This is a genomic window from Flavobacterium sp. GW821-FHT12A05 (genome assembly GCF_058807735.1).
Genome location: NZ_JBXAQY010000004.1, coordinates 97,527 through 123,294, shown reverse-complemented (window position 1 = coordinate 123,294; position 25,768 = coordinate 97,527). Strand labels below are relative to the sequence as shown.

General features: G+C 33.0%; 21 protein-coding genes and 1 tRNA gene. 10 read left to right on the top strand and 12 right to left on the bottom strand.

From position 1 onward, the window contains the following. Positions 1-67: 67 nt before the first annotated feature. Entirely contained in the window at positions 68-463 is a 396-nt protein-coding gene (locus AC1RRQ_RS10205) for a VOC family protein (protein WP_493022917.1), read from the bottom strand. Between the two features lie 94 nt (positions 464-557). Beyond that, positions 558-1,088 carry an NAD(P)H-dependent oxidoreductase gene (locus AC1RRQ_RS10200; protein ID WP_493022916.1) on the bottom strand — a complete coding sequence of 177 codons (531 nt, stop codon included), beginning with the start codon at positions 1,086-1,088 and terminating at the stop codon, positions 558-560. A 100-nt stretch (positions 1,089-1,188) separates the two neighbouring features. Between AC1RRQ_RS10200 and AC1RRQ_RS10195 the strand changes: the two genes are divergently transcribed. Next, positions 1,189-1,569, top strand: coding sequence for a winged helix-turn-helix transcriptional regulator (locus tag AC1RRQ_RS10195; protein ID WP_493022915.1), 381 nt, complete (start codon positions 1,189-1,191; stop codon positions 1,567-1,569). Between the two features lie 62 nt (positions 1,570-1,631). Here AC1RRQ_RS10195 and AC1RRQ_RS10190 read toward each other — a convergent pair whose 3' ends face one another. Continuing rightward, positions 1,632-3,251 carry an arylsulfatase gene (locus tag AC1RRQ_RS10190; protein WP_493022914.1) on the bottom strand — a complete coding sequence of 540 codons (1,620 nt, stop codon included), beginning with the start codon at positions 3,249-3,251 and terminating at the stop codon, positions 1,632-1,634. A 407-nt stretch (positions 3,252-3,658) separates the two neighbouring features. Then, on the bottom strand, positions 3,659-4,450 hold the full coding sequence (locus AC1RRQ_RS10185; protein ID WP_493022913.1) for a hypothetical protein: 792 nt from the start codon (positions 4,448-4,450) through the stop codon (positions 3,659-3,661). Positions 4,451-4,653: 203 nt separating this feature from the next. Here AC1RRQ_RS10185 and AC1RRQ_RS10180 point away from each other — a divergent pair, with 203 nt between their 5' ends. After that, positions 4,654-6,405 (top strand): hypothetical protein, encoded by a 1,752-nt coding sequence (locus AC1RRQ_RS10180; protein ID WP_493022911.1) that lies wholly within the window; start codon positions 4,654-4,656, stop codon positions 6,403-6,405. Positions 6,406-6,487: 82 nt separating this feature from the next. On the opposite strand, the gene AC1RRQ_RS10175 is transcribed toward AC1RRQ_RS10180, so the two are convergent. The 3 genes from AC1RRQ_RS10175 to AC1RRQ_RS10165 all read right to left on the bottom strand — a co-directional run bounded on the left by AC1RRQ_RS10175 (position 6,488) and on the right by AC1RRQ_RS10165 (position 8,239). Next, positions 6,488-6,910, bottom strand: coding sequence for a GNAT family N-acetyltransferase (locus AC1RRQ_RS10175; RefSeq protein WP_493022910.1), 423 nt, complete (start codon positions 6,908-6,910; stop codon positions 6,488-6,490). An 87-nt stretch (positions 6,911-6,997) separates the two neighbouring features. Further along, positions 6,998-7,891, bottom strand: coding sequence for a hypothetical protein (locus tag AC1RRQ_RS10170; RefSeq protein ID WP_493022909.1), 894 nt, complete (start codon positions 7,889-7,891; stop codon positions 6,998-7,000). A gap of 270 nt (positions 7,892-8,161) precedes the next feature. Then, a tRNA-Val gene (locus AC1RRQ_RS10165) sits at positions 8,162-8,239 on the bottom strand. A gap of 265 nt (positions 8,240-8,504) precedes the next feature. Here AC1RRQ_RS10165 and AC1RRQ_RS10160 point away from each other — a divergent pair. Together AC1RRQ_RS10160 and AC1RRQ_RS10155 are read left to right on the top strand one after the other, a co-directional pair. Then, a complete protein-coding gene (locus AC1RRQ_RS10160) occupies positions 8,505-10,289 on the top strand; it encodes an ABC transporter ATP-binding protein (RefSeq protein ID WP_493022908.1) in 1,785 nt (594 codons plus the stop codon). A gap of 37 nt (positions 10,290-10,326) precedes the next feature. Further along, positions 10,327-11,643: a porin family protein gene (locus AC1RRQ_RS10155; protein ID WP_493022907.1), complete on the top strand. Its 1,317-nt coding sequence runs from the start codon at positions 10,327-10,329 to the stop codon at positions 11,641-11,643. 106 nt (positions 11,644-11,749) lie between these two features. Here AC1RRQ_RS10155 and AC1RRQ_RS10150 read toward each other — a convergent pair whose 3' ends face one another. After that, positions 11,750-12,919 (bottom strand): proline dehydrogenase family protein, encoded by a 1,170-nt coding sequence (locus AC1RRQ_RS10150; RefSeq protein WP_493022906.1) that lies wholly within the window; start codon positions 12,917-12,919, stop codon positions 11,750-11,752. A 268-nt stretch (positions 12,920-13,187) separates the two neighbouring features. On the opposite strand from AC1RRQ_RS10150, the gene aroB reads away from it, so the two are divergent. From aroB to recQ, 5 genes are all read left to right on the top strand, one after another. After that, a complete protein-coding gene (aroB, locus tag AC1RRQ_RS10145; protein WP_493022905.1) occupies positions 13,188-14,255 on the top strand; it encodes a 3-dehydroquinate synthase in 1,068 nt (355 codons plus the stop codon). Positions 14,256-14,561: 306 nt separating this feature from the next. After that, on the top strand, positions 14,562-15,965 hold the full coding sequence (locus AC1RRQ_RS10140; protein ID WP_493022904.1) for a type III PLP-dependent enzyme domain-containing protein: 1,404 nt from the start codon (positions 14,562-14,564) through the stop codon (positions 15,963-15,965). A 107-nt stretch (positions 15,966-16,072) separates the two neighbouring features. Continuing rightward, positions 16,073-17,041: a deoxyhypusine synthase family protein gene (locus AC1RRQ_RS10135; protein ID WP_071638004.1), complete on the top strand. Its 969-nt coding sequence runs from the start codon at positions 16,073-16,075 to the stop codon at positions 17,039-17,041. 9 nt (positions 17,042-17,050) lie between these two features. After that, positions 17,051-17,461, top strand: a complete 411-nt coding sequence (locus tag AC1RRQ_RS10130) for a DNA primase (RefSeq protein ID WP_493022903.1) — start codon at positions 17,051-17,053, stop codon at positions 17,459-17,461. Positions 17,462-17,598: 137 nt separating this feature from the next. Beyond that, a complete protein-coding gene (recQ, locus tag AC1RRQ_RS10125; RefSeq protein ID WP_493022902.1) occupies positions 17,599-19,713 on the top strand; it encodes a DNA helicase RecQ in 2,115 nt (704 codons plus the stop codon). Positions 19,714-20,044: 331 nt separating this feature from the next. Here the strand turns inward: recQ and AC1RRQ_RS10120 are convergent, their stop codons facing one another. The 4 genes from AC1RRQ_RS10120 to AC1RRQ_RS10105 all read right to left on the bottom strand — a co-directional run bounded on the left by AC1RRQ_RS10120 (position 20,045) and on the right by AC1RRQ_RS10105 (position 24,980). Beyond that, the gene (locus AC1RRQ_RS10120) at positions 20,045-20,560 is read right to left on the bottom strand and encodes a DinB family protein (RefSeq protein WP_493022901.1); all 516 of its coding nucleotides are present in this window, start codon (positions 20,558-20,560) and stop codon (positions 20,045-20,047) included. A 31-nt stretch (positions 20,561-20,591) separates the two neighbouring features. Next, positions 20,592-23,177, bottom strand: coding sequence for a phosphoenolpyruvate carboxylase (locus tag AC1RRQ_RS10115; protein WP_493022900.1), 2,586 nt, complete (start codon positions 23,175-23,177; stop codon positions 20,592-20,594). Between the two features lie 91 nt (positions 23,178-23,268). After that, a complete protein-coding gene (locus AC1RRQ_RS10110) occupies positions 23,269-23,748 on the bottom strand; it encodes an Lrp/AsnC family transcriptional regulator (RefSeq protein ID WP_008468989.1) in 480 nt (159 codons plus the stop codon). A 77-nt stretch (positions 23,749-23,825) separates the two neighbouring features. Beyond that, a complete protein-coding gene (locus AC1RRQ_RS10105; RefSeq protein WP_493022899.1) occupies positions 23,826-24,980 on the bottom strand; it encodes a M14 family metallopeptidase in 1,155 nt (384 codons plus the stop codon). Positions 24,981-25,292: 312 nt separating this feature from the next. Here AC1RRQ_RS10105 and AC1RRQ_RS10100 point away from each other — a divergent pair, with 312 nt between their 5' ends. Further along, positions 25,293-25,745: a helix-turn-helix domain-containing protein gene (locus AC1RRQ_RS10100; RefSeq protein ID WP_493022898.1), complete on the top strand. Its 453-nt coding sequence runs from the start codon at positions 25,293-25,295 to the stop codon at positions 25,743-25,745. Positions 25,746-25,768: the final 23 nt, after the last annotated feature.

The following is a 25,768-nucleotide window of genomic DNA, read 5'->3' as shown; positions in this document are numbered from 1 at the left end:
CAAATAAAAGCTAAAACCTCCAAAATCAAAGAAGTTGGAGGTTTTAGCTTTTATTGATTACGCAGAATTACATTCCCGGCCAATATAAAAAATTGAATTTATGCCCGTCAGGATCAGAAAATCCAAAGGTATAGCCTGCTTCAAAATTTTCTGGTTCAGAAAAAACAGTACCGCCGGCAGCTTTTACTTTTTCAAGCCATTGGTCTACTTCTTCCCTGCTGTCTGCAGATAACGAAAAGATGATTTCGTTTTCAGATTTAGTATCTATTATTTCGCCTTTTAGCGCCCATTCGAATCTTTTTGGGACGAAAAAATTAATGATGAAATTATTTTCTGCAAAAGAAATACTGACTAATTCTTCGGTTTCTTTTCCGTTTTGTTTGAAACCTAAAGCAGTATAAAATTGAATTGTTCGCTGCAAATCATGCGTAACCAAGTTGGCCCATATCATTCTAGTTTTCATAAACTTTAGTTTTAAAAATTGATTGAAACTAAGTTAATGATTTAATTTTGAACTTGTTCCAGATACTATTTTAAGTTTTACCTAAAAATAATTATTACAGAGAATTTAAAAAGCTTAAATACGGCGTTATACTTTTCTCGATCCATTCAACAGAAGAATCTTGTTCTATTCCGTAATAGGCAAAGAGAGGTTGATAATCTGATTTTATGTAGTTAAAAGTAACTTCAAAAGGTCTGGTTAATTCTTCAAGTGTATATTTGTATTTCCCCGTCGCTGTATAATCCTCTTCATCAATTCCGACTGAAATGGCCAATGCGATCTTCTTTCCTGACATTTTGTAATTGCTTTTGCTTCCGTAAGCCCAGCCGTAGGTTAAAACCTGATCAAGCCATTTTTTATATAAAGGAGGCGAGTTAAACCAATAAAAAGGAAACTGAAAAACGATTTTATCATGTTCTTCCAGTAATTTTTGTTCTGCCAGAACGTCAATTTTTTCATCTGGATATAATTGATGTAAATTATGAATTGTAAAATTTTCAGGATATTTATTAAGTTCTTCAATCCATCTTTTATTAATTACAGACTCTTCAATGTTGGCATGTATTACAACTACTAATGTTTTCATCTTCTATAAAAATTTATATTATTAGAGTGCAAAGATAATTTGAATGCATAAATTTTGTAGGTTAGCAGCTAATTGTATGGTACTATAAAAAAGGTAAGTAATGTCTAAAATAAAGGAAACTTCGACTAATTTTGCTAATAAACAAGCCTTGTCTAATGAATGTTTAGAGGTTTATGCATCGAATATTATGGGCGGTCAATGGTCATTGGCTATTTGCTGCTATTTAATTAATGGAAAGCTGCGTTTTGGAGAATTAAAAAAATGCATGCCCACTATAACAGAAAGAATGCTTACGCTGCAACTCCGGAAATTGGAAGAAAACAAAATCATCATCCGAAAGGTATATGCCGAAGTACCGCCAAGAGTGGAATACGAACTAACGGAAATTGGATATGAACTAAAAACCATAATCGAAGAACTTGAAAAATGGGGAAAAAAACATAGAGAATTAAATATACAAAAAAGCTCCTTAAGAAATTAAGGAGCTTTTTTTATGAATTTTAGAAAACTATAAACTATTTTCTAAGTTGAAATTATTTAAAATCAACCGCCTCCGCTTCTTTTTTCAGAGCTAAGAACTTTTAATTTTTCCTGAACATTTTTAAACATTAAAAAGTCAGAAATAGTTGTTGGTCCAGGGTACAAGTTACTTTGTACAGTATGCGGCGGATATTTTTCATACGATTTAACGAAATCACCAATTATGTTTTGAATCGTTGGCAGGAACCACGTCTTTTCGGTAAAGTTGTTCATAAACAAATCGTATCGTTCTTGCGGATCTGCCCATAAATCGAATATCTGCGGAGCCAAGGCTACGTAGCTTTTAGCACCTTTCCATCCTAAATTGGCATCAACAGCTAAACCTCCAGTTGCCATACCGCCATCTCCTCTTAAATTAAAGACAGCTTTAAATTTACCAACTCTAATTGCGCCCGGTGTTAGCTCGTCTTCGGTAAAGAAAAACCACATATTTCTTTTAGATTTTCCGGTTCCAAATAAAACAGGCGACATGTCGTAGCTGTCAAAAATAGTTGGTTTTCCTTCTCTGTCTACAGTTGGTAATTCCTGACCTGTTAAAGCAGCAAATGTAGCCATAAAGTCAAGTGTACCTAAAATATCATGGTTTTGAGTTCCCGGTTTAATTTTTCCAGGCCACCAAGCCAAAGTTGGAATACGGCTTCCTCCTTCGCGAACGGTTCCTTTTGTTCCTCTAAACGGAGTATAACCGCAATCTGGGTAAACATCCTGCCAGGTACCATTATCTACAGTGTAAATAATTAAGGTATTTTCTGCAATTCCCAATTTGCGAACCTCGTCCATAATGCGTCCTACTCTTGTATCTAACTCTACAATACAATCAGCGTATTTATTTTGACCAGCAGATTTGCCTTCAAAATCAGGATGCGGCAGATTGGGCTGATGGTTTTTTGCAAAAGAGATTTCCATAAAAAACGGCTTGTCTTTTTTAGCATTTTCTTTCAGCCATTTAAGAGATTCTTCTTCAGTATATTGATCGATAAACGGAATTACTTTTCCATCTATTTTTCTAACTTCTCTATATGGTTTTCCTGCCTCGCCATCAAGTGCCCCTTTTGTTCCTTTTGCCCATGTTGCTCTAATATCAGCAGGCATATCCTGATTCCATAATGGATCAGCGTATGTATAAGCATTTAAGTGATATAACGTTACATTTTTCATTACATCAAACCCTTGTGCAATTGGCATAGAATAATCTTCTTCGCCAAGGTGCCATTTTCCAGCAAAAAAGGTGTTGTAGTTTTTACGTTTTAACAATGAAGCCAATGTCCATTCGGCTTTTGGCAAACCGCCTCCATCTCCAGGAAATGCTACGGTTGTCATTCCGCTTCTATTAGGTATTCTACCTGTTATTAAGGCAGCTCTTCCCGGTGTACAGCTAGGCTGACCATAAAAAGACCAGAATTGAATACCTTCTTTGGCCATTCGGTCAAAATTTGGAGTTGCTGCTCCGCGGCCTTCCCCTCCTCCATAAGGACCTAAATCGCCCCATCCGGTGTCATCTGAAAGCAGAATAATAATATTTGGATTCTTTTGAGAATATCCAAATACGGTTACAAATAAAAAACAGAGTAAAGCAAAAGCTTTAACAATGTTGGGTTTGTTGAGTACTTTGTTTGTTTTCATAGTTATCGGGATAAATTATTAAACTCAATGATATTGGTCTGATTTTCTGATGAAAACGGAATGTCTTTAAAATGTTTCAATCACTTTAAAAATCAGATAAGGCAATGTGAGGCTGATATTGAAAAATATTCTTTTATAAGGAGGAGAATTTTTGAAAGAATCAAAACTATGAAATTTAAAAAGCAGCTTCATACTATTTTAGCTGCAAAATTGTTGCAAATTATAAGATGCAACCATTTTAGATTTAGTAATAAAGCCTTAAAACAAAGAAAATGGAATAAAATATGTTAAATATTGATTTACAATAGAATTCAATATGAAAGATGATTGATAGGTGAAAATCAGGCATAAAAAAAACTCCAAAATCATTTGATTTTGGAGTTTTTGAATTTGTTACAAAACAACTGTTAGCTTCCGTTTTTCTCGTAATTATTGAGTACTTCTTTACTGATGTATTCTTCGACTTTATTTTTAGATAACATACCAATTAAACGATGATCTGAATCTAATACAGGAAGGTATGTATCTTCTTCAGTTTCTATTTTTTGTGTGTCACTCATTAGTTTACGATAAGCATCCAGTACACTCTCACTTTTATTCACGAACGAAGTGATAGCTCCGGGAAAACTTGAATTAAGAGTTGCTTTATTAATTTGGGCAATAAAATCCTCTATTACAATTGGCAGTATATTATTGTTACTCTTAAATTTATGAATTGGAATTAAAAACTGAAATTTATATTGTGCATCAATTATTTCGACATATTTTAGTTTTTTTAAATGTCGGAAATATTCACCAACAACATATGGTTCGTAGCCCTTACGATTGTAAATAAAGCGAATACGAGAAATATTTTCCAGTTCTTGCTTAGTTAACCTTTCAAGATCATTTATGGCTTTTTTCTCTATTTTTTGTGTATCTACAATTGTGTTTTGGGTAATTGATAAAATCAAATTATCTGGCAGCTCTTTATTTAATGACGCTTCTATTTCAAGGCCTAAACCTTTAAAGGTTTTTATGTATCCTCCCAAAAAAAGTCCTATAATAATAGGGATTCCTGAAACAAAAAGCCATTTTTCTTCTAATTGTAATCCTGAAAAATCAAAGCATTTTAGTGTTATAAAAATTATTAAAAATAAAACCGATATAAGAGAAAAAACTCCCAGTATCTTATGTCTTTTGCCTATTTTTATTTCCATCTTAATCCTGATTAAAATTGCAGTTAATTTGTGTTAAATATACAAGTAAAAATTTACAATATTACATTAAAAATGAATACTAAAAATGTGGTTTCCCGTAAATTGAGATTTATTTTTTAAGAATTACAGAAGTTTACTTTTTTAATTGGATGTTCTGTTTTTTTGATTTAATATTGATCTTATAACCACTTAAAATTATCATTTTGCAAAAAGTCTACAAAAGGTTTCTTATTGTTTTAATCCATATTCTTTTTATCACTATCTCTTTCGCGCAGAAGCAATCGAAGAATACTTATAATCAAACTGATTTTGATAAAAACAAGGTATTCAATGAAGTATATAGTTTTTGGGATAAAAATCAAAGCAATTGGTTTAGTCTTTCAAAAGATTCTATTGCAGCTTCTTGCTTTGTAGATGCCAGAAAATATAAAGGAATCATTAATTATGGAGTAACTTTTCGAAGCAAAACGTATAGGAATTTTCATTTTATAGAAAACCTATCGATGTGTTTTTTAAAAGTTGAAATTACGAAATGTACTTATAATTCAGAAAACAATAATATTGACATTGAGGGTTTTGTGAGTGGAAATGCGGATTGGGGAAGCAATACTTTTATTAAAACTAAAAAAGAGAAAAAATATGTAGAGATCTTTTTAGGCGAAAAGACAGATGCATCGAGAATTTGTTATTTGGGAAGAATTGTAAATAAAGATTCTGTAGATGTAAAACTCAACAACAAAGAAACAAATGAGTTTACTGCACTAGATACATTTCCTGCATTTTATTTTAAAAAATACGCTTATTCTAAAACTTTAATGGCAGATAAGCAGCCATTTAAAATAAGCGGTAAAGTCAGCCGAAACACGCTGCTTGCCTTTGGTTCAAGTTATTCTGAAATATTTGATATAGGCGCAATGATATATGATTCTGAAAAGAATAACCGCAATAGAATAATAAAAAGAGAAAACTACGATTGTGTTCCGTTAATTACATCGAATAAATTAATAGCCGATATTAAAAAAGAAGAAGCAGAAAAAAAAGAAATTACGTATTACACTTATACCAAAAGTGCCGAAAATTATATCTTGGGCAGACAGTTTGCTAAGGCAAAAGATGAATACAATATTTTAGCTCAAAAATATCCGGTTCTTTTTGCAAGGGATATTCATAACGCTGTACGCTGTGCTGTTTTATCAAGAGATTTAAAAGCAGCTTTTTCGTGGAGTGAAAAATTGGCTTATAAAGGCATTGATCTCCCATATTTTAATGCTAAGATTTTTAACGGTCTGCGAAAAAATGTAGAATGGAAAAACTTTAGTGTTAAATATGACTCAATTTCTAAAGCAGCAAAAGCAAAGTGGAATCTACCCTTAAAAAAAGAATTAGATAATCTGCTTAATGAAGATCAGGCTGACTATGGACTGGAAAACCGAAAAAGCCAAAAGGTTTTATATGAAACTACAGAAAAGGTAACCGATAAATTGATTGATTTGCTAAAAAGAGAAGGTTTTCCGTCTGAAGAAAAAATAGGCAGTCTTGTAATTAAAGATACAGTATTGATTTCGTTTCCTGATTTTAATGTTTTAATCCTGCATGCGATACAAAAAGAGCCAAAAAATCTTAAAGCTTTAAACGAACTATTGGATAAAAGCGGGAATAATTTGGAGTACGATCAAAAACGAAACTTTAATAATACGATGGGAGAAGGTTCTTGTTTCCGAATTTATAAAGGCAATTTATACAATTCAAAAGCCTGTTCGCAAAATAACAGCTTAGAGGTTAGAAAAATAAGTTTCAAATTTAATAACCCTAATGGTTTTTATATGGATTATGGTAATTATATGATTGAGGCAAATGATTCTAAAGATCCAAAAGCAGTAGATGATTATTATAGAGATAATTATGTTTTAGTTATGAAGCTGATAGACGACTGGGAGTTTTATGAAAAATATTAGTCTGAATCTGCATTATGCAGCAATTAAAAAGCTCCAAAATCGTATGACTTTGGAGCTTTTTTAGTTTATGTTCGTTGCAAGGTTATAATCCCATTTTTAAGATTGGATAGGCTTTTCCTTGTCCGTCAAGTTCTGTTCGTTCTAAAACCTGAAACCCTATATACTTATAGAAATCGGCTGCTTGTGTGTTTTGTTCGTTTACGTCTACTTTGGTTACGTTTAAATGTTCGATTCCGTGTAAAATCAGCTTTTTCCCAACTCCTTTGCTTCGAAAGTCATTGTGAATAAATAACATTTCAAGATTTTCTTCGGCAACTCCCATAAATCCAACTAAAATTCCGTTTTCTTCATATCCTAATAACTCAACGTGCTCAAAATACATAGGAATATGCTCTTTGTAGTATAAAAAATCTTCTTCTTTCAGGAAATCGTGTGTGTTCAATACAGCGCTTTCCCATATTTCAATTAAACGAGGGTAGTCTGCTGGTTGTATTTTTGTAATCATTATTGTGAAATTTTAAAAAGCAAAAATGGGAATTATTTGGATTTAATATTTATCCGAAGTTGAAAAATACGTTTATCTATAAAGGATTTAGTTTTGGGTAATATTGCTTCTAAATTGATCAGTTTCTGTTGTCATAGTTACTGTTTTTGCCTTTCCTTTAACCATTGTCTCAGCTACAAAAACGATTTGTCCTTTTTTATTAGTAAAATAATCTGACTGGAGTAATCTAAAATGCCCTTTCCTAAAATGTGGTATTTTTGACAGTTGTAAATTTTCGCTATCTCTAATCTTTTCAGATAATTGGAATGTAAAATTTTTTGCCAACTTATCTTCACTTCTTTCAAGTAAATTCTTTGGTACTCCATCAGTAACGCAATCTGGGAAGCAATTCATATAGGCAATTGTATTAATTGCAAGCCGAAACATTTTTAAAATGGTTATCGAAATTTCATCAACTTTCTTGTTTGTTTCTGCGTAAAATTTATCCGACATACGGCCTCCATTCTCGCCTAGTGAAAAGAACAGCTCGACACTACCATCATTCTCGATGTTTAAAGAAAAGGCATATCCTTCCGATTCATAGGGTAAATGTAGTGCAAATCTATAAACCACATGCTTGCTTTGTTCATTTGAATACAAATGAATAACATCATTGCTTTGACCATTTTCATATAAGAATTTTTTAATCCCTTCTAAATCTGATAACGGAGTATTTTCGAGGAACTCTCGTAATTGTTTATCCAAAAAGAAAATATGTAATAATTCTCCTCTCGAGTCTTCTCTCCATAATTCCAATCCAGATATTATCAAACCTCTCGACTCGGGAGTTTCGAAGCTTCTAATTGGAGCTGCTAAAATGTTTTGACGAAGTAGTGCAAATATCTGATCATCTGTAAAACTCGGAGTAAGTTTTTTTTGAGTTCCATAAAGATGATGCCAAAAATATTTTAAAGGTTTGCTGTAATATACTTTTCTAGCCATATCAATTTATTTTTAAATACGTTAGTGTGGCGAGTAATTGATATTTACCTGATACTTTGTGATGTGTATCTATTTAATTAGAAATACTTATACGATACTAATTATTAAGGTTTTACAATATTACACAAAAAATTGACAATACGATTAGTGCTTGTTGACAAAATTTTAAGAAAAGCTATACCGATAGCGCGGATTTGCAATCCGTGCCCACAACACTAAATCAAAAAATAAAGACATAAAAAAAACTCCTTAATTTCTTAAGGAGTTTCTTGGTGGGCGATGAGGGGTTCGAACCCCCGACCCCCTCGGTGTAAACGAGGTGCTCTGAACCAGCTGAGCTAATCGCCCTATTTTACTAGGCTGCTATCGTTCGTGATTGCGAGTGCAAATATACAACTGCAATTTGTATTTGCAAGCATATTTAGAAAAAAAATTGAACTTTTTTTTAAGTTTTTCTTTACTGTTCTATTTTTCAGCTTCTTAAAAAACGAAGAAATTTTACGGTTTTCTTATAATTTAGTTAAAAAACAAAATCTGGATCTCTAAATCTTAATATCGCTTTGTATTGATTTGCTAGAATCATACATTTGTATACCTAAAATAGTATACTCTAATGGCAAGATTTAAAGAAAATGATTTACCAAAATCGAAAATAACTGCTACTTCACTAAACAAAGCAAAAACAATATTTACATACGCAGGAAACCATAAATGGAAATTCTTCATAGGTTTAATCTTCCTGCTGCTTACAGGAGCTACTGCCCTCGCCTTTCCTAAATTAATGGGAATGCTCGTAGACTGCGTTAAAAACAAAGATAACGGCGAAGCAAACCAAATTGCTTTAGGATTAATTGTAATTCTGTTTTTACAATCCTTCTTCTCTTTTTTCAGATTGTCTTTATTTGTCAATTTTACCGAAAACACACTAGCAAACCTTCGTTTGGCATTGTACACTAATTTGGTAAAACTGCCAATGACATTCTTCTCTCAAAAAAGAGTCGGCGAATTAAATAGCCGTATCAGTGCCGATATTACCCAGATTCAAGATACGCTGACCACTACAATTGCTGAATTTTTACGTCAGTTTATTTTAATTATTGGAGGTGTTATTTTATTAGCAACCGAAAGTTTAAAACTGACTTTATTAATGCTTTCTGTAGTGCCTTTGGTTGCTATTGCAGCGGTTGTTTTTGGAAGATTTATTAGAAAATATTCTAAAAAAGTGCAAGATCAGGTTGCCGAAAGTCAGGTTATTGTAGAAGAAACCATGCAGGGAATCAGTATTGTAAAAGCTTTTGCTAACGAATGGTACGAAATTGCCCGTTATAAAGGCAAAATAAGCGATGTTGTAAAACTGGCTATTAAAGGAGGTCAATACCGTGGTTATTTTGCCTCGTTTATTATATTCTGTTTATTTGGCGCCATTGTAGCTGTAGTTTGGTTTGGTGTACGTTTGAGTATTGCCGGCGAAATGAGCGTAGGTCAATTAATCTCTTTTGTATTGTATTCTACTTTTGTTGGGGCTTCTTTTGGCGGTATTGCTGAATTATATGCGCAAATTCAAAAAGCAATTGGAGCAACAGAACGAGTTTTTGAATTATTAGACGAAAATCCGGAGAAAATCAATTCTGATGCCAATAGAAAACAAGAAAAAATAAAAGGAAATGTAACCTTTAATAATGTTGCTTTTAGTTACCCTACGCGTCAGGAAATTGAGGTCTTGAAAAATGTAAATTTTACTGCAGAATTTGGTCAAAAAATAGCGATTGTAGGGCCAAGCGGTGCCGGAAAATCTACTATTTCTTCGCTGTTGCTGCGATTCTACGATATTACTTCGGGAGAAATTACGGTTGACGGAAAAAATATTTACGACTACGACTTAGAAGATCTTCGTGGCAATATGAGTATTGTACCGCAGGATGTTATTCTTTTTGGAGGAACTATCAGAGAAAACATTGCGTATGGAAAACCAGATGCTTCTGATGAAGAAATAATCCTGGCAGCCAAACAAGCAAATGCTTTCAATTTCATTGAAGGTTTCCCGGAAAAATTCGAAACGCTGGTTGGAGAACGCGGCGTGAAATTATCAGGCGGACAGCGTCAGCGTATTGCCATTGCGAGAGCATTGCTTAAAAACCCAAGTATATTGATTTTAGACGAAGCCACTTCATCTTTAGACAGCGAAAGCGAAAAACTAGTTCAGGAAGCTTTAGAAGTATTAATGGAAGGAAGAACCAGCATAATCATTGCTCACCGACTTTCGACTATTAGAAATGCTGATAAAATTTTAGTTTTGGATAATGGAAAAATTTCTGAAGAAGGAACACATCAGGAATTAATTAATTTAGAAAACGGAATCTATAAAAACCTAAGCAATCTACAGTTTAGTAACTCTTAAAAAGTAAAAGCCTATAATCAATTTTAAATAAAAATAAATGCCACATTTAAGACTCGCCTTAATTTTAATATTCATTATTTTAAATACAATTACAGTTCTTGCACAAGAAAAACCCTTTAACGTTGTAAATATTAGCCCTGACGGTACTAAATACATCAAATTTGGGATGAATCTTCAAATTTGGGGAAGATATTCAGAATTAAATCCAAATAGTAAAATTGGTACGACAGAAGTTAATGATGCCTACGATATTGTCATCAGGCGTCTGCGTTTGCAAGCAATGGGAATGCTTACGGATAATATCTTTTTTCATCTCCAGTTAGGACAAAATAACATCAATTTTACTCAAAATAACGGTCCTTCAAACGCACCTATTTCTGTTATGGATGCTTTGGGAGAATATCATTTTAGCGATAAATTGCATATTGGCGGCGGACTAACAAGCTGGGGATCCGGAACTACACGTTATTCATCCAACAGTTCAGCAGCACAATTGAGTTTAGACACGCCAATGTATCAGCAAATTGCGAACATATCTTCTACTTTTGGTAATCGAAATTTAAGTATTTATGCAAAAGGTTATTTAGGGGATTTAAGTTACAGAGTAGCGGTTACCAATCCATACAGAAATACAAACACATATATTGGTTTTAATTCTACGGTAAGTCCGGAAACTCCAAGAGCCCAATTTTCTGGGATTTTAACCTACCATTTTTTAGAAAAAGAGCAAAATCTTGAAGCGTATAACAGAGGAACTTATTTAGGAACCAAAAAAGTATTTAATCTTGGATTAGGCTATATGACGCAGGCCAATGCAATGTGGCGTTTAGATACTGATGGTTCAGGCTTGGTTCATCATGATGATATGAAAGTTCTTGGTTTGGATGTTTTTTATGATAGTCCAATTGGTGATAACGGTTCGGCAATTACGGCTTATGCAGCTTATAATAATGCTCAGTACGGAAAAAACTATACTCAGTTTATCTCTATTCCAAATCCTGCCATAGCTGACCCTGCCTTATTAAATGGCTCAGGAACTGGTTTTATTGGCGTTGGAACAGGAAATATTTATTATGCTCAGGTTGGATATTTATTCAAAAACCCAGAAAACGCTGCAAAAAAAGGACGTTTTCAGCCTTATCTGGCCACTCAAATCGCCGATCTGGAAGCTTTAAACACACCAATGGCGATGTATGAAATTGGAGCTAATTATTACACGACAGGAACTTTTGGTCCAAAATTCAGCTTAAATTATCAAAACAGACCTGTTTATGATAAATCACTTTTGAATCCTAAATACATTCAAACGGATCGCTTAGGAATGGTTGTTTTACAATGCCAGGTTTCGTTCTAAAAAATTTAAAAAATTTCAATAAAAAAAAATCCAAATTCCAGTGTTATAATTGGAATTTGGATTTTTTTATAAGTTCAAACTGTAAACTTGATACTGAGACTGAAAACTATTTTCCCTTTCTACGTTTACGTTCTGCTTTAATCATCGATAATTCGCGGCTTGTTTGTCCGGCTACAGAAGTATTTTCTTCGGCACGACGAATCAAGTACGGCATAACATCTTTAACTGGTCCAAACGGAAGATATTTAGCAACGTTATACCCATTTTCGGCTAAGTTGTAGCTGATATTATCGCTCATTCCGTATAATTGCCCAAACCAGATTCTATGATCGTTTTTAGCAATTCCTTTTTGAGCCATCATTTCCATCAATTTGTATGAACTTAATTCGTTATGAGTTCCTGCAAAAATTGACATTGTTTCTAAATGATCCAGCATGTAGTTTACCGCTGCATCATAATTATCGTCAGTAGCTTGTTTAGAAACGCAAATTGGCGAAACATATCCTTTTTCTTCTGCACGTTTATTTTCTTTCTCCATATAAGCACCGCGAACCAGTTTCATTCCAATAAAGAAACCTTCTTTTTTCGCAATATCATGCAGATTTTTCAAATAATCCAAACGATCCCAACGGTACATTTGCAGCGTATTAAATACAATCGCTTTTTCTTTGTTGTATTTACGCATCATATCCGTAACCAAATCATCGGCAGCATCCTGCATCCAGCTTTCTTCACCATCAATTAATAATGCCACATCTTTTTTGTGAGCTTCGCTGCAAACTTGATCAAAACGAGCCACTACCCTATCCCATTCTGCTTGTTCAGCCGGGTTTAAAGTTTGTTTTTCGCCTAATTTCTCATACAATTCAAAACGTCCTAAACCAGTTGGTTTAAATACTGCAAACGGAATCGCTAAACGTTCTTTTGCAAATTCAATAGTTTTTAAGGTCATTTCTAAAGCAGCATCAAATTGTGCTTCTTCTTCTTTTCCTTCAACTGAATAATCTAATACAGATGAAACGCCTTTGGTAAACATTTTATCTACTACAGTTAAACAGTCGTTTTCGTTTACACCACCGCAAAAATGGTCAAAAACAGTTGCACGAATTAATCCTTCAACCGGAAGATGCGCTTTGATAGCAAAGTTAGTAACCGCAGTACCAATTCGTACCAGAGGTTCACTGTCTATCATTTTAAAAAGAAAATAAGCCCTGTCAAGTTCGGTATCACTTTTAAGTGAAAAAGCAACTTGAGTGTTATCGAATATTTTTTCCATTAAGTTTAGTTTTTGTGCAAAGATATAGAGTGTTTTGAATATTATTTACTAAATGATGCCATATTTTTTCAAATCGTTAATAAGTTTATGCGAAATATTAAATTAAGAAGTAAAAGTTTGCAGTTTAGTAAATCGACTCTTTCAAAAAACAGAAACCTTTCCTTACTTATTACTTAGAATCATTCGTTTTAAAACAAATAAGGCTTAAAGTTTGAATATTATTTGTTGAAAAATCCCTTATTTTGCGGTTTCAATTAACCGAGGAATTATGCAATCTATCCAAGCAAACAATTATCTAGTACATTTTAATGAGAATGCTTACGAAGCTTTAAATAAACATTTAAAAGAAAATAAATATTCTAATTTATTTATTATTGTTGATACTGAGACAAATGAGCATTGTCTTCCAAAATTACTTCCTGTTCTTGAAACCGATTTGAATATCGAAATTATTGAATTTGAAGCCGGTGAAGCCAATAAAAATATAGAAACTTGTATCCAGATCTGGCATGTTTTAACAGAGCTTGGTGCTGACAGAAAATCGCTTATCATTAATTTGGGCGGAGGTGTTGTAACAGATTTGGGCGGATTTGTAGCTTCGACCTTTAAAAGAGGTGTAGATTTTATAAATATTCCAACTACTCTATTATCTATGGTTGATGCCTCTGTTGGAGGAAAAACCGGAGTTGATTTAGGAAACTTAAAAAACCAGATTGGGGTTATCAATGTACCGCAAATGGTTTTAATTGATACACAATACCTTGAAACTTTACCGCAAACCGAAATGCGTTCCGGATTGGCAGAAATGCTAAAACACGGTTTAATTTACGACGCTGCTTACTGGAAAGAGTTTCTTGATCTGGGGGCTATTGACTATAATGCATTAGATCAACTGATTTACCGTTCGGTAGAAATTAAAAACGAAATCGTAATTCAGGACCCAACAGAAAAAAACATTCGTAAAGCGTTAAATTTTGGACATACATTGGGCCACGCTATCGAAAGTTACTTTTTAGAAAGCGAAAACAAAACAACTTTACTGCATGGTGAAGCGATTGCTGTAGGAATGATACTTGAAAGCTACATTTCGCTGCATAAAAATTTAATTACTCCTACAGAATATTCTGAAATAAAAACCGCGATTCAGGCTATCTACGATCAGATCGAATTTGAAGAAAATGACATCGATCCTATTCTTGAATTGCTTGTTCATGACAAAAAAAATGAATACGGTTTAATTCAATTTGCTTTAATCGAAGGAATCGGGAAAATAAAAATTAACCAATCCGTTGAAAATAAATTAATTCTAGAAGCGTTTCAAGATTATAAATCTTAAATATTTTTTAATAAAAACCATTGCTTTTGGTATATATTATTTTTTACATTTGCCACGATGAAAACAAACAGTAAACAAAGACAATTCAGCTCTTACAGAAACCGTCTCAACAGTTCTTTACTTAGAATGTTGAACCGTTTTTACAATAGTAAAAGTCCGTTTTGTTTTGATGTTTTCCAATGCTCAAAAGCAGAACACGAAAAACTGCAGATTATATTTGCCAATATTAGAGTTTGAATATTAGATTTAGCATAAAATCACTAAATTTAATACACAAAATAACAAACTTAAAATATTGACATATAAATGAATACAAAATATTCTGATCTAATTAATCAAACATATTACTTTCCACAAGAAGAGTTCAAATTAAATAAAGACAACCTGCAGTTTCACAACATCGATTTGATGAAATTGGTTGAGCAATATGGTACGCCATTAAAATTTACTTATTTGCCTCAAATTTCTGAAAACATTAATAAGGCAAAAGCCTGGTTCAGAAAATCAATGGAAAAGAATAAGTACGAAGCAAAATATTACTATTGCTATTGTACAAAAAGTTCTCATTTTGAATACATTATGAATGAGGCTTTCAAGAATAACATTCACATCGAAACATCATCAGCATTTGATGTTAATATTGTTGAGAATTTATTAGAAAACGGTAAAATCAACAAAAGCACCTATGTTATTTGTAATGGTTTTAAAAGAGACGAATATATTGCTAACATTGCGAGATTAATCAATAACGGACACAAGAATACTATTCCAATTATTGACAATTACGAAGAACTTGATTTGCTTCAGGGAGAAATCAAAGGAAAATTCAAAATTGGAATCCGTATTGCTGCCGAAGAAGAACCTAAATTTGAGTTCTATACTTCAAGATTAGGAATTGGTTATAAAAACATTGTTTCGTTCTATAAAAAACAAATTCAGGAAAATGATAAGTTAGAGCTTAAAATGCTTCACTTCTTTATCAATACCGGAATTAACGATACATCATATTACTGGAATGAGCTTGTAAAATGTATTAAAGTATACATTGCACTTAAAAAGGAATGCCCTACTCTGGATGGTTTGAACATCGGCGGCGGTTTCCCAATTAAGAACTCATTGGCTTTTGAATATGATTATCAATATATGATTGATGAAATTATCAATCAGATTAAAATTGCTTGTGATGAAGCTGAAGTTGATGTTCCAAATATTTTTACTGAATTTGGTTCATTTACAGTAGGCGAAAGCGGCGGTGCAATCTATCAGATTTTGTATCAAAAACAACAAAACGATAGAGAGAAATGGAACATGATCGATTCATCGTTCATTACCACTTTGCCAGATACTTGGGCGATAAATAAACGTTTTATTATGCTGGCAATTAATCGCTGGAATGATACATACGAGCGGGTTTTATTAGGAGGTTTAACTTGTGATAGTGACGATTATTACAATTCAGAACAAAATATGAACGCAATTTACCTGCCTAAATACAACAAAGAAAAACCGCTTTATATTGGTTTCTTTAATACTGGTGCGTATCAGGAAACTATTGGAGGTTACGGAGGGTTACACCACTGTTTAATTCCACAGCCTAAACATATTTTAATAGATCGTGACGAAAACGGAATTCTGGCAACAGAAGTTTTCTCAGAACAGCAAACTTCTGATGATGTATTGAAGATTTTAGGGTACAAGAAAAAATTGTAAAAAAAGAACTGCAAATTAAAAGTTAATATCTAGAAATTTATTAATTTGCATACACAGTAAAAAGGTTAAAACTTTTAATTCAAAAAAAACAAAAAAACAAAAACAAAATGAAAGGACCAATCAGTCAGTTTATTGAAAAACATTATTTGCACTTTAATTCTGCTTCATTAGTAGATGCAGCCAAAGAATATGAGCAACAATTAGCAAATGGTGCTAAAATGTTAGTGAGTATGGCTGGAGCTATGAGTACAGCTGAAATAGGTAAAATTTTTGCTGAAATAATTAGACAAGATAAAGTACAAATTATTTCATGTACTGGAGCCAATCTAGAAGAAGATATCATGAATTTAGTTGCGCACTCTCACTACGAAAGAGTTCCTAACTACCGTGATTTGACACCAGAAGACGAATGGGCTTTACTTGAAAGAGGACTAAACCGTGTTACAGATACTTGTATCCCTGAGCATGAAGCTTTTAGACGTTTGCAAAAACACATCTATAAAATCTGGAAAGATGCCGATGATAAAGGAGAGCGTTATTTCCCGCATGAATTCATGTATAAAATGCTTTTATCAGGTGTTTTAGAAGAATACTACGAAATTGACTTAAAAGACAGCTGGATGTATGCTGCTGCTGAGAAAAACCTGCCAATTATCGTTCCAGGATGGGAAGATAGTACAATGGGTAACATCTTCGCTTCTTATGTAATTAAAGGAGAATTGAAAGCATCAACAATGAAATCTGGTATCGAATACATGACTTTCCTTGCTGACTGGTATTCTAAAAACAGCCAAAACGGTATTGGATTTTTTCAAATTGGTGGTGGTATCGCAGGAGATTTCCCAATTTGTGTTGTACCAATGTTGTATCAGGATATGGAAATGCATGATGTTCCTTTCTGGAGCTATTTCTGCCAAATCTCTGATTCAACAACTAGTTACGGTTCTTATTCCGGAGCAGTTCCAAATGAGAAAATCACATGGGGTAAATTAGATATCAAGACCCCTAAATTCATTATAGAATCGGATGCTACGATTGTTGCACCGTTAATTTTTGCATATTTATTAGATTTATAGGATATTTTTATGAAAAGAGTTATAGTAGACTACGCCAAACTGACAAACGAAATTTTAAACCTTTTGGTTGAAAAATTTCCTGATGGTTATGATGATTCGGATGTTATCCGTTTTAGAAACGCTAAAAACGAATTAGTAGAAGCTGTTGAAGTTCGTACTGAAGACACTATTTATTTAGTAAAAATTAGTACTAAACTTGCTGACAGAATCGAAAATTATGATGAAGATGATGATATCGATCTTGATGTTGATACAATCGAGCCAGTTAAAGGTCTTGATCTTGATGACGATGCAGATGATGACGATGATGATGACAACCAGGATAAACCAGACGCTGACGGTGGAGACGATGATGATGATGAAGACAGAGACCCAGATGATATAGCTGACGAAGATGAGGATGAAGACGATGAAGATTAATCATTTTCTTGTAAAATAAAGACAAAGGAACTCTATTTGGAGTTCCTTTTTTTATTGCAGACAAAGAATTAAATTATAAGAAAATTACTATTTTTACAGTTTCAAAATAGTATTAAAAAGCATAAGATGTTCGCCGTATGAATTCAGAATTACTACACGCCAAACTGAAAGAAAATTTCGGATTTGAAAAGTTCAGACCTAATCAGGAAACCATTATTACCACAATCTTGTCAGGTCAGGATACATTAGCTATTATGCCTACAGGTGGCGGAAAATCTATTTGCTTTCAGTTACCGGCCTTAATATTACCCGGAATTACAATTGTAATTTCACCTTTAATTGCGTTGATGAAAGATCAGGTTGACAGTTTAAAAACCAACGGAATTTCAGCTTGTTACATCAACAGCAGCCAATCGTCTGAAGAACAGCAGTATTATATCGATAATTTAAAATCGAATACTTTTAAACTCGTTTATATCGCTCCCGAAAGTTTATCTTATTTAGATAATATCTTTAATCAATTGACTATTAGTTTAATTGCAATCGACGAAGCGCACTGTATTTCGTCTTGGGGTCATGATTTTAGACCAGCTTACACCAATTTAGGATATTTAAAAAACCGCTTCCCTTCTACTCCGGTTCTGGCTTTAACAGCAACTGCAGACAAAGCAACGCGTACCGATATTACGAAACAATTAAACTTAAAGAACCCAAAAACATTTGTAGCTTCTTTTGATCGTAAAAATTTAAGTTTAGAAGTGCGGCCGGCATTAGATCGTGTAAAACAAATTGTTGATTTTATTTCGAATAAACCAAATGAATCCGGAATTGTTTACTGCTTAAGCAGAAAAACTACAGAGGAATTGGCCGAAAAGCTGTCTAAAAGCGGTATTTCTGCAAAAGCATATCACGCAGGTTTAGACAATAACACTCGTGCAAAAACGCAGGATCAGTTTATAAATGATGATTGTCAGGTAGTTTGTGCGACGATTGCCTTTGGAATGGGAATCGACAAATCGAATGTACGCTGGGTAATTCATTACAATCTTCCAAAAAATATCGAAGGATACTATCAGGAAATTGGACGTGCAGGACGAGACGGACTTCCGGCAGAAACTGTTTTGTTTGAAAGTTATGCTGATGTAATTCAGCTTCAAAAATTTGCATCTGAGGGATTAAACGCCGATGTTCAGTTAGCCAAATTAGAACGCATGAAACAATACGCCGATGCATTAAGCTGCCGACGTAAAATTTTGCTTTCTTATTTTGGTGAACTAGTAGATGAAAATTGCGGTAACTGCGATATTTGCAAAAAACCGCCGATATTTTTCGATGGGACGATTCTCGCGCAAAAAGCACTGTCGGCCGTTAAGAGATTACAAGAATCTGAGCCTTTGGCCGTAATTGTAGATTTTTTAAGAGGCTCGAGAAACGCGTATATCTACGAAAAAAATTATCAGGAGCTAAAAACGTACGGAATTGGCGCTGACATTTCCTGGTACGACTGGAATCAATATCTTATTCAGCTTATCAATTTAGGGTATTGTGAAATTGCCTTTCATCAGCATAATAAAATTTTACTGACACCTTTCGCCAAGAAAGTTTTATTTGAAGGTGAAAAAGTAAAGCTGACAACCGTTGTTAAGAAAGTAATTGATAAAAACGAAATTAAACAAGAAAAAGCAAAAGCAACCAAAAATTCTCTTTTTGAAACACTTCGAAAACTGCGTTACGAAATTGCTCAGGAAGAAGAAGTTCCGGCTTATGTCATTTTTAGTGATGCCTCATTACGTCAAATGGAAGTTTTAAGACCCATGACCGATGAAGAATTCCTTGCCGTAGAAGGTGTTGGAAAAGCAAAACTCGAAAAATACGGAACAGATTTTATCAATGCTATTATTGAGTTTCACAGAAATAAATCAGTCAAGAAAGAGAAAAAAGAAAACACCTATAAAAAAACGCTGGAATTGTTTCAAAGCGGATTTTCTATCGAAGAAATAGCCGGACAGCGAAATCTGGGTGAAACCACCATTGTATCACATTTAGCAAAACTATATGTTGATGGTCACGATTTAGATTTAAGTCCATTTGTTACTGATAAAGAAATCGACGCCATAGAAAAAGCCCAAACAGAATTAGAAAAACCAGCTGCCTTAAGACCATATTTCGAGTATTTTGAAGAAAAAATGTCTTATGATAAAATAAGATTTGGTTTGGCTTTTATTGAGAGAAAGCATCAAACTATTCAATAAATACTTATTTTGTCATTTCGGGAAACAATTGGGTTCTAATATAGAACGCGGATGACGCGGATTTACACGGATCTCACCTCAATCTTGTCATTTCGAGGAACGAGAAATCTTCGCAAGTAACTCGCCAAAGTTTGTCAAATTTCTTGGTGGAATTTCTTGCGAAGATTTCTCGTTCCTCGAAATGACAAACAGTTCGTATACGTAAAACAACAAACCCGACAGGTTTTAAAAACCTGTCGGGTTTACTAAACGCAAAATCAATAAAAAATCCCAAACTCCAACGAAATTGGAATTTGGAATTTGGGATTTTAAATTTTTAAGTCTTCAAGCTTTACAAATATCTTTCTTCAAAAACTTTTTGATGATGCTTTTGATGTCCAATTAGAACAAAACCTAAAGCACGAACCGAAATTTGATTTCCAGAAGCTGTTCCTATTCTTTTTAATTGTTCATCGGACAAACTTTTGTAGAACAACAAAGTAGAATGTCTTAATGCTGAGAACTCAGTCAGCAAATCTTGAATACTTCTACCGTTTGAATTGGTGTTATTTGCATAATCATCTTCTTCAAAACTTGGTAAAGGCGTTAAATCGTTTCTTGAAAATCTCAAGGCACGATAAGCAAAAATTCGCTCAGAATCCATTATATGCTGGATAATGTCTTTAATTGTCCATTTACCTTCGGCATAATGGTAATCAAACTTATCCATTGGTATGTTCTGAACAAACCTAATAAACTCATGAAGTGAAATTTCTAATTCTTCAATCAGTTTTCCGTCTCCGGCTTGTTTTATATAATTGCCAAAATGACCAGAATATTCCTTTTCTAATAATTCGCTTGCGTTCATTTTTTATAAAATTAAAGTGATAAACTCGGTTTTAAGCCGAGTTTCTACTTGCATTTGTATTTCCAAAAAGAGATCTGGTTACGATTTTTTCATAAACCTTAATAAGCTCTTCGTTTGGTGCCTCTTCTTTGTTTAATTCATTGATTTTTAACAAAGCATATTGTTGTATTGTCAACAATGGCAGTACAATACGTTCTCTTACCTGAATAGAAGCTATACCATCAGGATAATTTTCCATTAAGGTTTTATGACCTGCAATTTTCAATAAAAGACGTTTTGTTTCAGAGAACTCATCGTAGATAATCTGCCAGAATTCACCAAACTCAGGATCCTTTCTCATGTAAGCTGTTAAAGGTAAAAATGATTTTGCCAATGACATCATACTGTTTTCCAATAGCGTTTTAAAGAACAAAGAATTATGATACAAATCTTGCATTTTATCCCATTGTCCGTTGTCTTCAAAATATTTTAAAGCAGTTCCTACTCCAAAGAATCCCGGTACATTCTGCTTCAACTGACTCCATGAACCCACAAAAGGAATGGCTCTTAAATCAGCAAAGTCTAACGATTCAGATTTACTTCTTTTTGAAGGACGGCTTCCTATATTCGTTTTAGAATAATATTTCAACGTACTCATCTTCTCTAAATAAGGAATAAATTTAGGATGATTTTTAAAGCTTAAATATTTATCATAACCTAATCCGGCCAATTGAGTTAAAATTTGCGTTTCTTCGGTGCTTAATTCGTTTTTTCCTTTGCTGAATACCTGATTGGTAACACCGGCACTCAATAAATTTTCGATATTATAACGGCAAGAATCTAAAGTTCCAAAATTAGAGCTGATCGTTTGACCTTGAACTGTAATTTGAATTTCGTTGTTTTCGATTTTTGGACCTAAAGACGCATAGAATTTATGTGTTTTTCCGCCGCCACGAGCCGGAGGTCCGCCGCGTCCGTCAAAGAAAATGGCTTTAATTCCGTATTTTCTTGAAATTTCAGTTAATGAAATTTTTGCCTGATAAATACTCCAGTTTGCCATTAAATAACCACCGTCTTTTGTACCATCAGAGAAACCAAGCATAATAGTTTGTTTGTTTCCTCTTGCTTGTAAATGCTTAGAATACTCCGGATTAGTGTATAACTGCTCCATAATAGCATGGGCATTTTGTAAATCGTCAACCGATTCAAAAAGCGGAATAATATCAACCGTAGGATTTTCCCAATTATTCAAGCGAATCATGGCAAAAGTCTCCATAACGTTCAGTGCGCTTTCGTTATTACTAATAATATAACGATTAGCCCCTTCTTCCCCATTATTTTGCTGAATGGTTTTAATTGCCTGAACAGATTCTAAAGTAGATCTGGTAATTTCGTCTTCAAAATCAGCAGGATTTAAATTCCCCTGTACTTTTGATAAAACATCAATTTTTTGATCTTCTGTCAAGTCATAGTAATTTTTCGGAAAAATATCAGATCCTGAATTCAGGTAAAAGTTCACCACATCTTTGAAAACCGCATTATGAATTTTACTATTCTGACGAATATCTAAAGTGGCAAAATGGAATCCGAATAAGTTGATTTTTACTAAAAACGCTTCTAATTCATCCAAATATAAAGACTGGTGTTTCTCAATAATTATAGTTCTAATTTTATCCAGCTGCGTCAATAATTCTTCTAAAGTGATGAAAATTTCACCTTTAGAATAAAAAACAGAACGATAAAGTTTATGTTCAAGTTCTGATACTAAAGTATCTACACCTGAGAAAGTTAGCTTACGTTTTAAGTTTCTCATTTCAACATAATAGCACTTTAAAATTGAGGTACGCAAACGATCTGCAACTTTAAGGGTAATTTCTGTTGTAACGAATGGATTTCCGTCACGGTCACCTCCCGGCCAGAATCCCAATTTTATCAATTGGTTTTTAATGGCATTGTCTTCTAGAATATTTTTTTGAAGATAATGTACAATTTCTCCCGCTGTTGCATAGAATACATTTTCCAGATACCAGATCAAACTAACCGCTTCGTCGTAAGGATTTGGTTTTTCGTTCTGAATAAAAGGAGTTTTTCCCAGCTGCGCCAGTAATTGTTTAATCTGTAATAAATCGTTCTGACGAATTGCTTCGGTCAAATCGTTTATAATTCCTAAAACCGGTCCAGGATAAAATTGCGTCGGATGCGCCGTTAAAACGGTACGAACATTGAAATTTTCTAAAAATTCGATTAATTCATCGTCTTTTTCTTTTGCGTCTGATTTCTCTTTAATATCGCGCAGAGAGCCGCGTCCTTCCATATTATTTACTTCAGGGAAGGCTGCATCTTCAATTGCATCAAATAATACAATCTGACGTTCTATATATTGAATAAAACGAAACATAAGATCGATTTTCTCTGTTTCTGAAGCATTATTTAGGAACTTATTCGAAAAGAAATCAAAAATTTCTTTAGGAGTTTCCTGTTTTTTAAAACCCGTTTCGCACGTTTCTGTAAATAAAGGCAGTAAAACCCCTGTGTTATCTATAGAATCAAATGGTAATGTTATGAAAACACTATTGTAAATGTGGTATTTAGAAAGAACGTCTTTGTTAAAACGCTCTATTTTAGGCAACGTGTACATAATTGTGTTATAGTTGGTTGGTTAATTAGTCATAAAAAAACCCCAAGAATAAACTTGAGGTATATTTTAATATAGCATTCAAGAGGAATTATTACATATTTTTGAAAATAGTATGCATCAAACGCTTCTTATCGTTAATACTTTCCTCTAATGAAATCATAGTTTCAGTTCTGTAAACACCATCGATATCATCAATCATGAAGATAACTTCTTTTGCATGCTTAGTATCTTTTGCTCTAATTTTACAAAAGATATTAAATTTTCCTGTCGTTACAGAAGCCACTGTTACGAATGGAATTTGATTGATACGCTCTAATACAAATTTAGTTTGTGATGTATTGTTAAGGAAAACCCCAACATAAGCAATAAATGAATAACCTAATTTATCGTAATCTAAGGCTAATGAAGACCCCATGATGATACCGGCATCCTCCATCTTTTTTACTCTAACATGTACTGTACCAGCAGAAATCAATAGTTTTTTTGCAATGTCAGTAAACGGAACTCTCGTATTGTCTATTAACATATCTAAAATCTGGTGATCTACTTCATCTAAACGAAATTTACTCATAATTCTTTAATTAATATTACTAATTGCTATTACAAAGTATAAAAATATATATAAAAAATAACAAATTCACATAAAAATTAACTTTTTATCAACCCGTTAACAAATTTGATATTTTTATTTAAATAAAAATCTGCTTTTTGGTTCATTTTCGGAATATTAGAATAATCATCAGAATAAACAGCTTCTTTTCCGTCGTATTCGTAATGACCAAAAAAATTTTCCAATTCGCCCGCTTCTACAATATAGGCGTTAAAATGAATCTTATTTTCAATCAATTCTTCTTTGTATTGTGCGACAAAATTCGTAATAATTTCGATACCATCATAATTTATTTTGATATTTTTATACATAAAATCATAAAAAACGACTTTATTTTGTGAAATATTCAAATAATCATAATTTCTATTGACAACTAAATCGTTTTCGCTTATAAGTTCGAAGCTTGAAATTAGTGAGAAAAATATGTATTTTCTTGTAATTTCTCTTTCGTAGTCGTTAGGGAAATGTCCTGCTTCGAATAGTATAGTAGGTACTCCTAAAAACTGAAAAGTATCCCCTATACAGTTTATATTGAATGAATCGTCAAATCTGCCTACCTGACCGGGAATATATTTTTGTAAAACATCGTTAATTCCGGCGATTAAATTGATTGCTTTTTGCCTGTTTTCATTCACTTCTCTTTCTTCATTATAAGAAGGTGCTAAAAAAGAAACAGTTGCAGGCTTTCCTGTATCACCAGCACCAAAAATAGTTCGCTGATCATGAAGATTAAAACAAAAATCAGGCTTAAAAGACTCAAATACTTCTCTTAGCACATTACTTTCGGGCTGTGTCAGGTTTTGAGAATCACGATTTAGATCGACTTTATTGGCATTTTCGCGTGTGTAAAGTCTCGCACCATCCGGATTTAAGATTGGTATACAATAAAAAGTAAAGGTATTAAGCATTTTTTCGGCAAAATCAGATTTGCTGTTTAATACATTAATAAAGTCAAAAAGCGCTTTAGTCGTTGTGCTTTCGTTTCCGTGCATTTGAGACCATAAATAAATACGGGTTTTTCCTGTACCAATTTCGTAACTATATATAGGTTCGCCCAGAACAGATTTACCTATAACCTTAACTTGATTATTCGTATTTAGTTTGTCTAATAAAGGCTGAATATGATCTAAAGTTAAGTAACGACCTTCTATCGACTGCTCTTTGTATTGGTTAAATAATTCTTCTAAATTCATTGTGTTTTGATTAGTTTACAAAAGTAAACATCTTTATTTTTACAATTGTAAACATTGAAAAAGATTAGAAATTTAGAAATGTAAACAGATTTAAAGTTTGATTTTTAGCTTTTAAAGCAAATACAATTAACAATTGTTATTACTTTAAGTATTAAAATTCAATTAATTATATTTCAATAAGTTATATGTCTCTATATGAAGTTTAAGTTAAATAAAATGAACTTTATTTGAGTGATTTACAACTGTAAAATTGTATTATCAAATCTTTTTAGTTACATTTGTAAACAAGGCTGATTTAAAATAGAATTTACAATGGTAAACATAGATGATTTTGTAAAACGCTTAGAAATAATACTCGATTATTATGGTTTAAATGCTTCTTCTTTTGCAGATAAAATTGGCGTGCAGCGTTCTAGTATGTCTCACCTGCTCTCTGGAAGAAACAAACCAAGTCTCGATTTTGTCATGAAAATTTCGGAAGTTTTTCCGGAAGTAGATTTGTATTGGATTCTAATGGGAAAAGGAAATTTCCCTAAAGTTGAAGAAGAAGAAAACATTCCGGCTTTTAAAACGACAGACTCTCCTATTCTATCAAATGAAAATCCTGGAACAGATTTATTTTCTCCATTAAATTACAACGAAAAAAAACCATCCGTCAAAAATTTGACAGAAACAAAAAAAGCAAATTTAAGTTTCGAAGAAGACGAAATTGAGAAAATTGTATTTTTCTACAAAAACGGAACTTTTAAAGTATATATACCCTGATTCGAAATTTTCGCGTATTTGAA